We start from the raw sequence: 17,660 nt of genomic DNA on the forward strand, positions 1-17,660 counted from the left end.
TTTCCAGTTAATATCTACGCTGTCAATTCAATATGTTAATGAACTTATCCCCATCTGCTCTCTCGAACATCTTCCCCGAAGGGTAAGGTAATAATGAGTTTTCTTTTTTTATCTTAACTCGTTTCCTCGTTAAGCGGGTGCAAATATAAAACCCTTTTTTTAATCTCGCAATGTTTATTTGATTTTTTTTGAGACCGCTTTTGCAAGCTTTCTCATCCAAACCAAATCAACACTCAAAGAACTTTTTATCCTAAAAACGTTGCCGTTTTTAGCGGCTGCAAACTTACAACCTTTTTGTTTAATAACATGCTTTTATTTCTCTTTTTTAATCTTAAATCAAATTAGTTAAATAATGCTTTGTTAATGAACAGCTTGCCTTGCTAACTACCGTAGTTGCCTCGCTAAGCGGGTGCAAATATACACCCTTTTCTTATTAGTAATCTAATGTTTTATAAGTTTATTTTGAAATAATATGTAAAGAGACTGTTACTAGATGGTTATGTGTGGGGAATAATTGTAAATGATATGTGATTGACTAAAATCGATTCCTTTTTATACTATATATAAGGTAGGAATGTTTGAATAAAAGATTCTCCTGTTATATGAAGGTCTAGTTATACACTATATATAAACTAAGAACCTTTAAAAATATCAAAACCCATAGCCATACCAGCTTGCTCACCCCACTGTCATACTTGTTACCAACATTATATTTTCTTCCTAAGAAAGTAAGCTTCTTAATAATAGTAAGTAAACTACTCCTTATATATTATGGAATTCAACTAAAACCTCCTTCTAAACAAACAATATCGCTTGTAATTAAGATTACCCCTTATTTAAAAGTTTACTACTGTCCTATATATAGTGTAAAATTATGCTCACTTAAAAGATTCAATCACCACCAATAGCTTCTTTATTTAAATGTAACTCAATTATAAAATATTACTATCTACAGTTTCCTTATTTCAATTTAACTCCGCATGTATTTCAAGACGGCTAACCATCATTCAATGTAATCGAATCTACTTGACTCAGTAATTCTTGAAGTAGAGGTACTGATCCAATTTACTGTTAGAGTAAAGCATAAAATTGAATATCCAAACAAATATCTTAGTTTAAGCTAACCTAATAATTTAAAACTAATTTCGTACGTATACACTTATGGGTTTATTTTAAAAACTAGAAAAGTGCATGTGTTAAAATATCAATGCTACCCGCTAAACATCAGTAGTCATTCTTATTATTAAAACAATGCAATATCGAGTTGCAATACAGTGATCTCTTGTTCTGGATTCCACATAGCTGTAACGGCTACAGGAATTTTATATTTTACAACAGTAAAATCTCTACTAAAAGTTGCTCCGACATTAACTATATTCCCAGCGCCTTCTGTGTAAAACGTTTTATCTGTAAATAAGGACCAAGCACCACCAACAAAAAGTGACAGATTAGAATTTTTATTACTCCAAACCGTACTATTAACTTCAAAATATTGTGTCCATGAATCTTTTAATGATCCATCGGCTTGTATTTCATAATCTCCAGACCCACCTCCTACTATAGTCGCTAAATACAATAATGTTTTTGGAGTTATATAATAGCCTAAATTGACATCTACAAAATTATATCCCTGTGTTTTATCGTAACTCCAGTAATGCAATTCGTCTCCCCGCTCCTCTACTCCTGTATAATTATTATGAGATACCGCTTCTATAAAGAATTTTTCAGACACTCGATATTTCGTGTATATAGAAAACTCTTTATAGTATGCACTTACGTTTTTTCCTGTATTTGGATTATAAACATCTGATCCCGAAAAACTGGCACCACCCCAAAAACCAAAAGTAAACTTACTGTTTCTAGAATTATATTCAAGATTTGTTCCTATAACTACTCCTGGGAACACTATAAACCCATGCCATAGGTGCATGTTTTCTAAATGTGCTCCTATACTAAATGGTTTAGAATCTTCAATAAATATTTCATCTTTAATATCTTCTTCATCCTGAGCTGAAACAAAATTAAAGCTAAATAACATTAATAACGCTACAAACATATAACACGTCCTCTTACTCCTTTCTATTCTTAGATGCATTTCATTTTTCAGTGCGGAAACAGAAACGATACTTGATAATTTTCTTTTGGTTGTCATGGTTTTATTATTTGATAATTAGTCTGTTTTATAAACGTCATTATTACGTTTATAATTCAAATATATTATAATTAAATTCATTAAACTTGATTATTTTGAGGTTTAACATATGGATATTCAGTACATAAGAATAAAAACATTGATTTTATTAAATATAAATAACAGAAATATCATTGATAAATACCGTATATATGACGTTTAAACAATTTTATTACCATTAAAATCTAATCATAGATTATATTTGCCATTATTTAAATGAACATGGAAGCATATTAAACATCCTCGTAATTTGTGTGATAATAAAAAGGAGATTTTCAGTCATTCACTATAGATATAAAACGAAAATCAAATTAAACATCTTTAAAAAACCTAGTCAACTCTTCCTTTTTTTAGCCGAAATCCATTGAAATAAATAGCACATATTTAAAAACCAGAAATCAGTTCTACTTAAATTCAAGCATGTAACCTAAAGTCATTCAGCACAAAAGAAAAAAAACTACTTATAAGAATTGCACTAAAAAATTTCAATAAAACACTAATCTCTAATTTTACGCATATATATATTGTATCTGTATTTATATACTGTTATCTTTGTTGATTCAATTTCAATTTATAATATGATACAGATTACATTACCTGATGGTAGTATTAAAGCGTTTGAAGAAAACGTAACGCCAATGGATGTCGCTAAAAGCATTAGCGAAGGGTTAGCTAGAAACGTTATTTCAGCAAGTTATAATGGTACAACCGTTGAAACTGTGACACCTTTAACCACCGATGGATCTTTAGTATTATATACATGGAATAATGATCAAGGTAAAAAAGCGTTCTGGCATTCTTCGGCTCACGTGCTTGCACAAGCTTTAGAAGAACTATATCCAGGCGCCAAACTTACTATTGGACCTGCCATTGATAATGGATTTTATTACGATGTAGATTTTGGAGACCAAATCGTCTCAAATAAAGACTTTAAAACTATTGAAAACAAAATGCTTGAGATTGCTCGTGGAAAACACGACTTTAGTTTGAGAGCAATTTCTAAGTCTGAAGCATTAGAGACCTATAAAAGTAATCCTTATAAAACTGAGTTAATAGAAAACTTAGAAGATGGTACGATTACATTTTGCGACCACGCTACATTCACCGATTTATGTCGTGGAGGTCATATTCCAAATACAGGCATAATTAAAGCTGTAAAAGTTTTATCTGTTGCCGGTGCTTATTGGAGAGGAGATGAAAAAAACAAACAATTAACTCGTGTTTATGGAATTTCATTTCCTAAACAAAAGGAGTTAACAGAATATCTTCATTTATTAGAAGAAGCAAAAAAACGCGATCACAGAAAACTAGGTAAAGAATTAGAATTATTCACATTCTCTGCTAAAGTTGGTCAAGGTTTACCTTTATGGCTACCAAAAGGAGCAGAACTAAGAGAACGTTTAGAAAACTTTTTAAAGAAAGCTCAAAAGAAGCAAGGTTACGAAATGGTAGTCACTCCACATATTGGACAGAAAGAACTTTATGTAACTTCTGGACATTATGCTAAATATGGTGAAGACAGTTTCCAACCAATTAAAACACCTAAAGAAGGTGAAGAGTTTTTATTAAAACCTATGAACTGCCCGCATCACTGCGAGATTTATAACAGCTCACAATGGTCTTATAAAGATTTACCAAAGCGATTTGCAGAATTTGGAACAGTGTATCGTTACGAACAAAGTGGAGAACTTCATGGTTTAACTCGTGTAAGAGGATTTACTCAAGATGACGCGCATATTTTCTGTACGCCAGATCAACTAGATGAAGAATTTAAGAAAGTAATCGATTTAGTATTATATGTATTTGGTTCATTAGGTTTCGAAAACTTTACAGCACAAGTTTCATTAAGAGATCCAAACAATCCAGAAAAATATATTGGTAGTGATGAAAATTGGGATAAAGCTGAAAAAGCAATATTAAATGCCACTATTGAAAAAGGATTAGATTACGTTGTCGAGACAGGAGAAGCCGCTTTCTATGGTCCTAAGCTAGATTTCATGGTAAAGGATGCCTTAGGTAGACAATGGCAATTAGGGACGATTCAGGTAGATTATAACTTACCAGAGCGTTTTGAATTAACATATAAAGGAAGTGATAATGAAATGCATCGTCCGGTAATGATTCACCGTGCTCCTTTTGGTAGTATGGAGCGATTTATCGCTATATTGCTGGAACATACAGGTGGTAATTTCCCACTTTGGTTGATGCCAGATCAGGTTATAATATTATCTATTAGCGAGAAATATGAAAAATACGCTGAAAAAGTTTTAAATGTGCTAGAAAATCACGAAATTCGCGCCCTTGTAGATAATAGAAATGAGACAATTGGGAAAAAGATCCGTGAAGCGGAGATGAAAAAGATCCCATATATGATCATTATAGGAGAGAACGAAGAGCAAGAAAACAAAATATCTGTACGTCAACACGGTGGAGAAGATTTAGGTAGTATTACCATTGAAGAATTCGCCAAAATTGTAGAAACAGAAACAAATAAGACATTAAAACAATTTTAAATAAGTTTAACTAAAATTTTACAGCCATAGCAATACGTAGAAAAAAACAAGCCCCGAGAAGGGTTGAAAAAGAAGATCAGCACAGAATTAACTCTAAGATTAGAGTTGAAGAAGTTAGATTAGTAGGTGATAATATAGAAGTTGGAGTGTATCCAATTAAACAAGCCTTAGCCTTTGCCGAAGAGCAAGAGTTAGATCTTGTAGAAATTTCACCTAAGGCAATTCCGCCTGTTTGTAAGATTATGGATTATAAGAAGTTTCTTTATGAACAAAAGAAACGTGATAAAGCTTTAAAATCCAAGGCTACTAAAGTTATAGTTAAAGAAATTCGTTTTGGTCCTCAAACCGATGATCATGATTATGAATTTAAAAAGAAACATGCAGAAAAGTTCTTAAAAGAAGGTGCTAAGTTGAAAGCCTTTGTATTTTTTAAAGGACGTTCTATTGTATTTAAAGAACAAGGTCAGATTTTATTGTTGCGTTTAGCACAAGATCTTGAGGAATACGGTAAAGTAGAACAAATGCCAAGATTGGAAGGTAAACGTATGACTATGTTTATTGCACCAAAGAAATCAAAATAAATCCTGCTAAATCAGGTTTAAAATAATAAGCGAAATAATTTAAAACTAGGAGAACAAGATGCCTAAAATGAAAACAAAATCTAGTGCCAAAAAACGTTTCAAGTTAACAGGTACTGGTAAGATTAAAAGAAAGCACGCTTTTAAGAGTCACATATTGACAAAAAAATCTAAAAAACGTAAGCTAAAATTGACTCATGATGGTTTAGTACATAAAGCAGATGAGAGCAATATTAAAACCATGTTACGTTTAAAGTAATAACGTTTTAATTGGTTAAAACAATTTAATAACCCTGGAGTTAGGCCAAAATAGAAAGAGTCAATTTAATTTGATCGCCTACTACAAAAACACATTTAAAAGAATGCCAAGATCAGTAAACTCAGTAGCAAAAAGAGCCAGAAGAAAAAAGGTTCTTAAGCAAGCAAAAGGTTACTTCGGACGTCGTAAAAACGTTTGGACAGTAGCAAAAAACGCGGTTGATAAAGCAATGCTTTATTCATACAGAGACCGTAGAAATAAAAAGAGAACATTCCGTGCACTATGGATCACGCGTATTAACGCTGGAGCTAGACAATACGGATTATCTTATTCTCAATTCATGGGTAAAGTAAAAGCTAACCAAATCGAATTAAACCGTAAGGTTTTAGCTGATTTAGCTATGAACAACCCTGAAGCTTTCAAAGCAATAGTAGATAAAGTAAAATAAGGCGTTAGCCTAATTGTATAACATTTCGCTTATAAAATTAAACCGATTCTGAAAAGAGTCGGTTTTTTTATGCCTTCTATTTAAACTATTTTCCACACTCGTATAATAAGAGTAAACGAATAAAAGCACTCACCTACTCCTTTTCGCTTCAGATTATTCCTAATTATTATGTTTTACATTTATGTGGTTAATTGAAGATGAAAGATTTTTACTTTGTTTTTATGTTCTCGACTACGCTCGAACACCCTATAATAACATGGGACTTTTACGATTTCACATATGATCTAAAAGAGAAAGTGAAAGATTAAATATTGAGAATTTAAACAGTATTCGAAAGGTTTTCGAGCGAAGTGGAGAACCACCTATGATAATCTAAAAATCAATAAATAATTTAATATCCTCACACACTCCGAGACATAATTCCTATTTCGTTATTTAGATCCTTTTACATAGCGCTAATTACACCGTTCTAACAAACAGATTTGGCTCAGCAAAAGATAAGAAGAGTTTTTTCTTGTTTATGTTCTCGACTGCGCTCGAACACCCTAAAAGAACATCGGGTTTCACTATTTTATATACCAATCTAGAAGAACGGTTAAGAGATTGACAACTCAGAATTTAAACGGCATTCAAAAGGTTTTCGAGCGGAGTCGAGAATCACCTATGATAACGTACAAATCAAAAAACAATTTATCATCCACACATACTCCTAGATACAATTCCTATTTCGTTATTTAGATCGTTTTACATATCGCTAATTACACGTTCTAATAAATAGACATGGCTCAGCAAAAGATTAAGAAGGGTTCTTCTTGTTTATGTTCTCGACTGCGCTCGAACACCCTATAATAACATGGATTTTCACTATTTTACATATAATCTAAAAGAGAAAGTAAAAGTTTAAAATTCTAGAACTTAAAAAAGTATTAGAAAGGTTTTGGAGCGGAGTCGAGAATCACCTATGATAACCTACAAATCAACAAGCAATTTATCATCCTCACACACTTCTAGGCATATAATTCCTATTTCGTTATTTAAATCGTTTTACATAGCGCTAATTACACGTTCTAATAAACAGATTTGGCTTAGCAAAAAGCTAAGAAGAGTTTTTTCTTGTTTATGTTCTCGACTGCGCTCGAACACCCTATTATAACATGGGACTTTTACGATTTTACATATGATCTAAAAGGAAGGTAAAAAATTAAACATTAAGAAATTAAACTGTATTCGAAAGGTTTTCGAGCGAAGTCGAGAACCACCAATGATAATCAAAAAATCAGCAAATAATTAAGCTTTCTATTTTGGAAACTCGAGCAAACAAAAAAAGCAACCCGTTTGGGTTGCTTTTAATACTATATAATGTGTTTGAGATTACTTAACTTCTTCGAAGTCTACATCTTCTACATCGCTACTTTCGTTAGCTTGTCCTTCGCTACCTGCATCTGGTCCTGGTTGTGCACCACCTTGTCCATCTGCTTGTGCTTTGTACATTTCTTCACTAGCTACTTTCCAAGCTTCATTAATTTTTTCTAAAGCTGGATCAATTACTGCGATATCTTTAGTTTCAAAAGCCACTTTAAGTTCAGCTAAAGCTTCTTCGATAGGTTGTTTTTTATCAGCCGATAATTTATCACCAAATTCAGAAAGTTGAGTTTCAGTTTGGAAAATCATAGCATCAGCAGCATTTAATTTATCTGCTTTTTCTTTTGCTATTTTATCAGATTCAGCGTTAGCTTCAGCATCAGCTTTCATTTTTTGGATTTCTTCTTCTGTTAATCCTGAAGATGCTTCAATACGAATATCTTGAGTTTTACCAGTCGCTTTATCACCTGCAGTTACATGGATAATTCCATTTGCATCGATATCGAAAGTTACTTCAATTTGTGGAGTACCTCTTCTTGCTGGTGGAATATCACTTAAGTGAAAACGTCCAATTGTATTGTTATCTGCAGCCATTGCACGCTCACCTTGTAATACGTGAATTTCTACTGATGGCTGATTATCTGCTGCTGTAGAGAATACTTGAGATTTCTTAGTAGGAATCGTTGTATTCGCTTCAATAAGCTTAGTCATTACATTACCCATAGTTTCGATTCCTAAAGATAAAGGCGTAACATCTAATAATAATACGTCTTTTACATCTCCAGTTAATACACCACCTTGGATACCTGCTCCTAAAGATACAACCTCATCTGGGTTAACACCTTTACTTGGAGATTTTCCGAAGAATTTCTCTACTGCAGATTGTACAGCTGGAATACGTGTAGAACCACCTACTAAAATAACCTCATCGATATCACCGATAGATAATCCAGCAGCTTTTAATGCAGTTTTACAAGGCTCGATAGTACGTTTTACTAAATCGTCGATTAATTGTTCGAATTTAGCTCTAGTTAAAGTACGAACTAAATGCTTAGGTCCGCTAGCTGTTGCTGTAACATATGGTAAATTGATTTCAGTTTGAGCTGAAGATGACAATTCAATCTTCGCTTTTTCTGAAGCTTCTTTTAAACGTTGTAAAGCCATTGGGTCTTTACGTAAGTCTATATCTTCTTCAGATTTAAACTCATCTGCTAACCAGTTAATAATTTTTTCATCTACGTCGTCACCACCTAAGTGTGTGTCACCGTCTGTAGATAATACTTCAAATACACCATCTCCTAATTCAAGGATAGATACATCATGAGTTCCACCACCAAAATCAAAAACAACTATTTTCTGGTCAATACCTTTTTTGTCCATTCCATAAGCTAAAGCTGCTGCAGTTGGTTCGTTAATAATTCTACGAACTTTTAAACCTGCAATTTCTCCTGCTTCTTTTGTTGCTTGACGTTGACTATCGTTAAAGTAAGCTGGTACTGTAATAACCGCTTCAGTAACTGTAGTTCCTAAATAATCTTCAGCAGTTTTCTTCATTTTTTGAAGAATCATAGCCGATAATTCTTGTGGCGTATATAAACGACCATCAATATCTACTCTTGGAGTATCATTTTCTCCTTTTACTACTTTGTAAGGTACACGTCCTGCTTCTTTAGAAGATTCAGAAAATTTATTCCCCATAAAACGTTTAATAGAATAAACTGTTTTTGTTGGGTTTGTTACTGCTTGTCTTTTTGCTGGGTCACCAACTTTAATCTCACCGCCTTCTACAAAAGCAATTACCGATGGAGTTGTACGTTTACCTTCTGCGTTAGGAATTACTACAGGCTCATTACCTTCCATTACAGATACACAAGAGTTTGTAGTTCCTAAATCGATTCCAATAATTTTACTCATAATTACTATATATTTTAAATGTTGTTGAATTTATTCTTATTTCCCTTTGCTTATTTCAATCATTGTGCCAACTCTTTTCTCACTGACAAGGTGTCAGATATTCATTTTATCGTATTTAAAACCCAGACAACCTTTATTTAACATGCCTAACATTAGCTTTAAAGTTTCGTAATCTTTAAGTGACACTTTCGGTACATACCCCGATTACATTTGTGCAACAAAAAAATCATACAATGAAAAAACCATTACTTATTTTAGCTTTATGTATAGGAAGCTACCTTAATGCACAAATTAAAACAGGCGACATGGCCTTTATTGGCATGAATGCCGATGGCGACGACGATTTTGCTTTAGTCACTTTTGTAGACATTCCTGCAAACACAACCATTCATTTTGCCGACAAAGAATGGACAGGAACAGAATTTAACTCTGGTGAAGCAGCATATTCTTGGATAAGTGGACAAACACTTATTACAGCTGGTTCTGTAATTACCTTTAATACCATTAGCGATGTTCCTGCTGTAAACTTCGGAACTATCGATGGCGAACCGGGAGGTTTATCTTCTGGAGGTGAAGCCATTTTTGCCTATTTAGGAGCAAACGTAGAAACGCCAACAACGTTTATTGCCGCTGTCGCAAATGCTGCAGGTTCTTTTGGTGATTTAACAAACACCGGATTAACACCTGGTTTAACGGCTATAACTTACAGTCCAGATGGTGCAGATATTGCAGTGTATAACGGACCAAAATCAGGATTAGATATTAATGGCTATTTAATAGCACTTAACGATATGTCTAATTATGACATTCAGGATACTGACGAAGATGACCATAATGATGGTATTTCTCCAGATGTTCCTTTTAACATTACTGCATTTGTAGTATCTACAGAAGACGTTACTGCGCCTTCTGTTGTACATGTTAAGAATGTAGATGAAACGACAATTAATATTATTTTTTCTGAAGACATTACAAAAGCAACTGCAGAAACGTTATCAAATTACAGCTTCACTCCTGCTATTAGTTTATCTAGTGTCTCTTACAATGCGACTTCAAACACAGCAACTATAACTCACGAAGGTTTAGAAAAAGGAATTGAGTATACATTAACTGTTGGTAATGTTGAAGATTTAGAAGGAAACATTCAAATTTCAGATTACACAAGTGAGTCCTTATATTATAACACAACTTCAGAAGGTTTAATTATTACCGAAATTATGTATAATGCACCTTCAGATGATTCTGATGCATTAGAATTTTTAGAAATTTATAACACAACAAACAAAGACATTACTTTAGGTGGTATACAAGTAAAAGATGAAGGTAACTTTATCTTTACATTCCCTGAAATGAGTGTCGCTTCAAAAACGACAGTGTTATTAGCGACAGACAAAACTACGGCAGATGCTTTTTATGGTGTTACTTTTTTAGATATGCCACAAGGTATTTCTAATGCTTTAGGAAATGGTGGCGAAGTTTTAGAAATTTTAAATACGCAAGGTGAAACTATTTTCACAATGGAATATAGCGACGATGCACCTTGGCCAACAGCTGCCGATGGGAGTGGTCCATCTTTAGAACTTTTAAATCCTGAAGGCCCTTTTAACGAAGGTACAAACTGGGTTGCAGCTTCTAATGCAGTCGCTGAGTCTATAGGTGAAATGGTATATGCTTCACCAGGTACATTTAATGCAGTTACGAATGTAACACCTCAACTTTCATTTACAACAACTACATATAATGTATCTGAAGATGCTACCGAAGTTAAAATTGTATTAGAACTATCTACAGCTTCTACTTCAGATGTTACTTTTGATTTAAACTTAGTTAGTGAATTAATTACAGCATCTCCTAGTACAGATTTTACTTTTAAAAATCAGTCAGTGACAATTCCTGCCAACACAACGGTTTTTGAATTGACAATTCCACTTTCAGATGATTCTGAAGTTGAAACTGATGAACTTTTCATTTTAGAAATTTCAAACCCGACACATGCTACTTTAGGCGCTTACGAAACAACTGGTGTTTATATTATAGACAACGACCACGTTTTAGATATACCTAACGATCCATTAAATATTACTTTTAAGACAAGTTATGTTGTAGATACTGCTGGTTCTGCAGAAATTAGTGCTTACGATGCGGAAACAAAACGTTTATTCGTTTTAAACTCTATTGGAAAAACTATCGAAATTTTAAATTTCTCTAATCCAGAAAGTATTACAGCAATAAAAACAATTGACTTATCTGCTTACGGAACTGAAGGTCCAACGAGCGTTGCTGTTTACAATGGTTTAGTTACTGCTTCTGTTTCTAATGGTCCAGAAAAAGATGGTGTCGTTTTATTTATGGATACTAATGGTGACAATATTTCTATGGTAACTGTTGGGAATTTACCTGACAACGTAAGTTTTACTCCCGATGGAACAAAAATTCTTACTGCTAACGAAGGTCAACCAAATGCCGATTATAGCACAGACCCAGAAGGAACTATTTCTGTAATTAATGCAACAGCTGGTTTAGGAAACATTACTCAGGCCGATGTAATGTCGTTAAACTTTAATGCTTTCGATGCGCAACTAAACGAATTAAAAGCTAGTGGAGTTAGAATAACTGGTCCAAATGCATCAGTATCTCAAGATTTAGAACCAGAATATATTACCTATTCAGACAATTCTAAAAAAGCATGGGTAAGTTTACAAGAGAATAATGCTTTAGCGGTTATCGATTTAGAATCTAATACAATTACAGATATACTTCCTTTAGGATTAAAAGATTTCAGTTTAGCGGGAAACACTTTCGATGCTTCAGATAAAACAGACTTTATCTTTATGGCAAATTGGCCAGTAAAAGGAATGTACATGCCAGATGCTATTGCATACTACGAACTTAATGGAGTTGGCTATGTAATTACTGCAAACGAAGGTGATGCTAGAGAATATGATACTTTTGTAGATGAAGCTAAAGTTGGAGATGACGACTATATATTAGACCCGATTACTTTTCCAAGCGCCGATTTATTAAAACTAGAACAAAACATTGGTCGTTTAGCTGTAGCTAATACTACTGGAGATACAGATAATGATGGAGATTTCGATGAAATCCACATGTATGGGACACGTTCTTTCAGTATTAGAAATGCTACAACAGGCGCTTTAGTTTACGATAGTGGCGATGATTTTGAACGTATCACTGCAGCAGATCCTACTTACGGCGAATTATTTAATGTAAGTAATAGTAACAATAATTTTAAAAACAGAAGTGATAATAAAGGACCTGAACCAGAAGGTGTAACAGTTGCTGAAATTGGAGATAAGTTTTATGCGTTTATTACACTAGAACGCGTTGGTGGCTTTATGACTTACGATGTTACAGATCCTACAAATCCGACATTCATTAAATACATGAATAATCGTACTTTAGGAGATGATGAAGGTGGAGATTTAGCTCCAGAAGGTATTATCTACATCGCAGCAGAAGACAATACTTTAGGTACTGGTTTAGTTGTAATATCTAACGAAGTAAGTTCTACAATTAGCGTTTACGGTTTAGATAATATTACTTTAAGTGTTGGAGATATTCAAAAAGAAGCTAATACTCTTAAATTCTATCCAAACCCTGTACAATCTAACCAGACTATCTATTTCAATCAAACATTAGATATTACATTGTTTGATATTCAAGGAAGAATGATTTCAACAGAAAAAAACACGAGAACATTTACTGTTCCAAATGTAAATAGCGGAACGTACTTAGCAAAAACAAGCTTAGGAAAAACCTTAAAAATCGTTGTTAAATAGTTAGTTTATTAATGTCAATTTCTATCAAAGCGCTTTCATTTTATGAAGGCGCTTTTTTTTGTATACATTCTTGCCGTAATCAAAATGCTGTTAACCCTCCATTCTTATAAGAATATTGTGTTTTTAATATTCCATTAATGTATTACCATCATGCGATATAAAAATCCAATACAGTATTTACATTCTACCTAATGTCAGTACTTCTAATATTTTCTGGTTGTAAATCTAAACAAGAAGACCAACCCAAAGATGATTCTGTTTCTGTTCAGTTTTTAAAGGTTGAAAGTAATGAGGTTTCAAATTCAATTTCTTTAGGTAGAAATTTAGAAGCAAGCACGAACATTCAACAAGGGTTTATGGTCTTTGTAAAACCTAAGAACTTTCCGAAGTACTAAAAATCATGGTATATTTGCTTCCTATATCCTAACACTTCAAAATATGCATAAATACATACTCATTGCCTTACTTATTTTTTTTTGTAACACCGATGGTTTTTCTCAGCAGTTGCAAAAAGATAGTATAAAGACAGTAGATACTTTAAAACAGAAAAGATTCAATTTTACAGTCATGCCATTTTTAAGCTACAACCGAAACTTAGAATTCATGTTTGGAGCCATCCCTATGCTTATGTATAAATTAGATCCTGAAGACGAAATTTCTCCAAAATCACTATCTGGAATGACTGCCGTATATACAACAAACGGCTCTTATTTTATTTCGTTTTTTAATAAATGGCATTATAAAGAAGACACGTGGAGAGGACGGTTATTTGTATTTACCGGTGATTATAATTCGCAGTTTTACATGAGCGATATTGAAATGCCAGGATTCTACGGTTACGGAACAAAAGCCACAATTGCAAGTATCGGAGCGCAAAGAAAAATCATAAATAATTTATATGGTGGCCTAACCTATACGTATGCTCATTACGACACAAATTATCAAGACGATGTACAACCTCAAAATGTTACACAAACTAATGCTATTGAATTAAATGGATTATTAGACTCGAGAAACGACATCTATTACCCGACTTCAGGAATTAAGTCACAAATACGTTATCAAGCGTACCCGACTTGGTTTGGAAATGATGTTAAAGCTCAAAAAATTCTATCAGAATACAATACCTATTTCCAAGTAAAAAATAGAAAAGACGTAATTGCTGCTCGATTTTCGGGACAATTCGGATTGGGAGATATTGCATTTCAACAACAAGTTACTATTGGAGGAAAAGATATCCGTGGATATTCTGAAGGAAAATATAGAGGAGATGGTTTAGTGTCTTTACAAGCAGAATACCGTTATAATTTTGCCGATAAAATGGGACTTGTAGGCTTTGCCGGCCTTGCTACGATTTATGGTTCCGAAACTCCAGATTTTGACTGGAAAGCCTATCCTGGCGTAGGTGTTGGTTATAGATATCGCGCTTTTAAAGCCGTAAAGTTTAATATTGGTTTAGACGCAGCTGTAGGTAAAGGCGATTGGGGTGTGTATTTTAGAATTGGTGAATCATTTTAAGATTTTATCCATAATTAAAAATATAAATTGAAGTATTCTTTTACAGATATTTCCTGGGCATATTCAGCTTGTTTTCTACGGTTTCACATACATTTAACTTTTTCAATTAATTATTTGATATCAGTTCACTAAATTATTATATTCCTTTTTGCGAAATACAAAATGAATCTCTAATTAGAATATCAAATAAATAATACTTCCGTAATGCTTAATCTCATGTATAAATAAATCTTATTTTTACCCGATACCTATTCGTATAATAGGTTTAAAATTTTAATTCCAACACATAAATGAATAATATATGAGCAATAAAACTCCGGAAGCAGAAAGATTAGCCGTTTCTGACGCTTATAAAAATTGGAAAAAATGGGGACCATATCTTGCCGAAAGACAATGGGGAACTGTTCGTGAAGATTATAGTGAACATGGAAATGCTTGGGATTTTATAAATCATGAAAAAGCACGTAGTAATGCCTACAGATGGGGTGAAGAAGGAATTGGTGGGTTTTGTGATTCTAGAGAAATATTATGTTTAGCACCTTCGTTTTGGAACGGTAAAGACCCTATTTTAAAAGAACGCTTGTTTGGTTTAACAAACAATCAAGGTAATCATGGTGAAGATGTAAAAGAACTTTACTTCCATCAAGTATCATCGCCAACCCATTCCTACTGCAAATATTTATATAAATATCCACATAACGAGTTTCCTTACGCCGATTTAGCAAACACTAAACGTAGTCGCGAAGAAACTGAATACGAATTATTGGATACAGGTTGCTTTAAAGATAATGCCTATTTTGATTGCTTTATTGAATATGCAAAAGCAGATATAGATGATATTTTAATGAAAGTGACCATAGTAAACAGGGGAGCTAAAGAAGCAGAAATTCATGTTCTTCCTCACCTATGGTACCGAAATTTTTGGAAACACAATAAACGTTTTACACGACCAAGTATAGATTCTGTATCAGATGATTGCGTAGCAACTAAAAGCGGAAGAAACGGTAGATACTTTTTATATCACGAAAAGGGAGAACAACTTTTTTGCGAGAACGAAACAAATAACCAACGTATTTACAATGTTCCTAATGAAGTAGACTATGTCAAGGACGGAATAAACGATCACGTTGTAGACTCTAAACCCACTGTGAATCCTAAAAAAACGGGTTCAAGAATGGCCATTTGGCATAAATTTAAGTTGAAGGCTGGCGAAGAAAAAATAGTAAGAATACGTCTTAGTAAAAAACCCGTTACAAAGCCTTGGACAGAATTTAACGAGATATTCGATAAAAGAGTTGAAGAATGCGAAGCATTTTACAGCGAAATAATAAATAAAGATTTACCAAAAGAACATCAACATATTGCTAGAAAAGCATTTTCTGGGTTGTTATGGACCAAACAATTTTATTATTACGATGTCTTTAAGTGGCTGTTTGGTGGCCCTGGCGAAAAACCTAGCTACCGTGCAGATGCAAGAAATTACAACTGGCAACATTTAACAAACCGTCATGTAATCTCAATGCCCGACAAGTGGGAATATCCATGGTATGCTGCTTGGGATCTCGCGTTTCACATGGCTTCTTTTGTAGAAATAGACCCTTATTTCGCTAAAGAACAATTGCTTATGGTTTTACAAGAAAACTATATGCATCCAAATGGTCAAATTCCTGCATACGAATGGAACTTTAGCGACGTAAACCCACCTGTGCATTCTTGGGCTGTTTGGAATGTTTACGAAAAAGATAAAGAACGAACCGGCGAAGGAGATACGGTGTTTTTAGAAAAATCTTTCCAAAAATTACTTATAAATTTTACGTGGTGGGTAAACCAAAAAGATAAAAATGGCACAGACCTTTTTGAAGGTGGATTTCTAGGATTAGATAACATTGGTGTTTTCGACCGCAACCATATGCCGGAAGGTATCACGCGAATGCAACAGGCAGATGCAACTAGTTGGATGGCTATGTTTACTCTAAATTTACTACGCATGTCTTTAGAACTGGCTAAAACCAATAAAAGTTACGAAGACTTTGCTGCTAAATTTTTCAGACACTTTTTAAACATTGCTTGGGCAATGCATCATATTGGTAAAAAAGATATTTCGTTATGGGATAATGAAGATAGTTTTTATTACGATGTTGTCGAAATGTCTTCAGGAATTACAGACCGTTTAAAAGTACGCTCTCTAGTTGGTATTATACCGATGTTCGCTGTAGAAATAATTAACAAAGACCTTTTCGACTCTCTTAAAGTATTTAAAAATAAAGCTGCCGAAATTGTAAGAACACGTCCAGATTTAGCATCTTTAATATCTAGAATAGAAGCCGCTAATAAGGATGGGAATTATCTTTTCTCGATTATGCGTGGTTTCAGATTAGAACATTTATTAAAACGATTATTAGACGAAGAAGAATTTTTATCTGATTACGGAATTCGATCACTCTCAAAATACCACGAAAAACATCCTTTTGTTTTTGAATATCATGGGCATCACCAAATTCAGTACGAACCTGGAGAAAGTCGCTCTAATATGTTTGGAGGAAACTCTAACTGGCGTGGACCGATCTGGATGCCTTTAAATTATATGATTATTCAATCGCTAAGAAAATATCATACGTACTATGGTGATGAATACACTTATGAATTCCCAACTGGATCTGGTAAAAAGCTTAATCTTAATCAAATTGCTAACGAGATTACAAAGCGATTAGTGAAGCTTTTTGAACCGAATAAAGACGGTAAATACCAGTATCATACAGATGATGAGGACAAGCTATTTACTAAAGATGAACACTTTAAAGATCAACATCTATTTTATGAATTTTTTGATGGTGATAATGGTAGAGGTCTTGGAGCGTCTCATCAAACTGGATGGACCGCTTTAATTGCGAATTTAATCATGGAAATGGAAGAAAACAAATAGTATAACACACTTTAAAAGCTTGACAGAATTCATATTAATTTATGGTATTTTGTCAAGCTTTTTTTATAACGTATATTTAGTATTTCCTCCGCTTTAAGCTTCACATTCAACAGAAAATTCTTGTATATTTACAACTATTTAAAACGTTTTCGTG

At 33.5% G+C, this 17,660-nt stretch carries 10 protein-coding genes; 8 read left to right on the forward strand and 2 right to left on the reverse strand.

Annotated features, from left to right (window positions below):
* Positions 1-1,243: 1,243 nt before the first annotated feature.
* Positions 1,244-2,152 (reverse strand): hypothetical protein, encoded by a 909-nt coding sequence (locus tag R6X41_RS13595; protein WP_318500889.1) that lies wholly within the window; start codon positions 2,150-2,152, stop codon positions 1,244-1,246.
* Positions 2,153-2,769: 617 nt separating this feature from the next.
* Here R6X41_RS13595 and thrS point away from each other — a divergent pair.
* The 4 genes from thrS (at position 2,770) to rplT (ending at position 5,989) form a co-directional block, all read left to right on the forward strand.
* The gene (gene thrS / locus R6X41_RS13600) at positions 2,770-4,704 is read left to right on the forward strand and encodes a threonine--tRNA ligase (RefSeq protein WP_318500890.1); all 1,935 of its coding nucleotides are present in this window, start codon (positions 2,770-2,772) and stop codon (positions 4,702-4,704) included.
* A 32-nt stretch (positions 4,705-4,736) separates the two neighbouring features.
* Complete coding sequence (infC, locus tag R6X41_RS13605) at positions 4,737-5,285, forward strand: translation initiation factor IF-3 (RefSeq protein ID WP_318500967.1); 549 nt, start codon at positions 4,737-4,739, stop codon at positions 5,283-5,285.
* Positions 5,286-5,343: 58 nt separating this feature from the next.
* Entirely contained in the window at positions 5,344-5,541 is a 198-nt protein-coding gene (rpmI, locus tag R6X41_RS13610; protein ID WP_271560311.1) for a 50S ribosomal protein L35, read from the forward strand.
* A 103-nt stretch (positions 5,542-5,644) separates the two neighbouring features.
* Complete coding sequence (gene rplT / locus R6X41_RS13615) at positions 5,645-5,989, forward strand: 50S ribosomal protein L20 (RefSeq protein ID WP_159021242.1); 345 nt, start codon at positions 5,645-5,647, stop codon at positions 5,987-5,989.
* Between the two features lie 1,371 nt (positions 5,990-7,360).
* Here rplT and dnaK read toward each other — a convergent pair.
* Positions 7,361-9,265, reverse strand: coding sequence for a molecular chaperone DnaK (gene dnaK / locus R6X41_RS13620; RefSeq protein ID WP_318500891.1), 1,905 nt, complete (start codon positions 9,263-9,265; stop codon positions 7,361-7,363).
* A 233-nt stretch (positions 9,266-9,498) separates the two neighbouring features.
* Here dnaK and R6X41_RS13625 point away from each other — a divergent pair, with 233 nt between their 5' ends.
* The 4 genes from R6X41_RS13625 (at position 9,499) to R6X41_RS13640 (ending at position 17,506) form a co-directional block, all read left to right on the forward strand.
* Entirely contained in the window at positions 9,499-13,065 is a 3,567-nt protein-coding gene (locus R6X41_RS13625) for a choice-of-anchor I family protein (protein ID WP_318500892.1), read from the forward strand.
* A gap of 191 nt (positions 13,066-13,256) precedes the next feature.
* Complete coding sequence (locus tag R6X41_RS13630) at positions 13,257-13,460, forward strand: hypothetical protein (RefSeq protein ID WP_318500893.1); 204 nt, start codon at positions 13,257-13,259, stop codon at positions 13,458-13,460.
* A gap of 43 nt (positions 13,461-13,503) precedes the next feature.
* Entirely contained in the window at positions 13,504-14,583 is a 1,080-nt protein-coding gene (locus tag R6X41_RS13635) for a BamA/TamA family outer membrane protein (protein WP_318500895.1), read from the forward strand.
* Positions 14,584-14,884: 301 nt separating this feature from the next.
* The gene (locus R6X41_RS13640) at positions 14,885-17,506 is read left to right on the forward strand and encodes an MGH1-like glycoside hydrolase domain-containing protein (RefSeq protein WP_318500896.1); all 2,622 of its coding nucleotides are present in this window, start codon (positions 14,885-14,887) and stop codon (positions 17,504-17,506) included.
* Positions 17,507-17,660: the final 154 nt, after the last annotated feature.

It is taken from the genome of Formosa sejongensis, assembly GCF_033447105.1.
Taxonomy (GTDB): domain Bacteria; phylum Bacteroidota; class Bacteroidia; order Flavobacteriales; family Flavobacteriaceae; genus Formosa.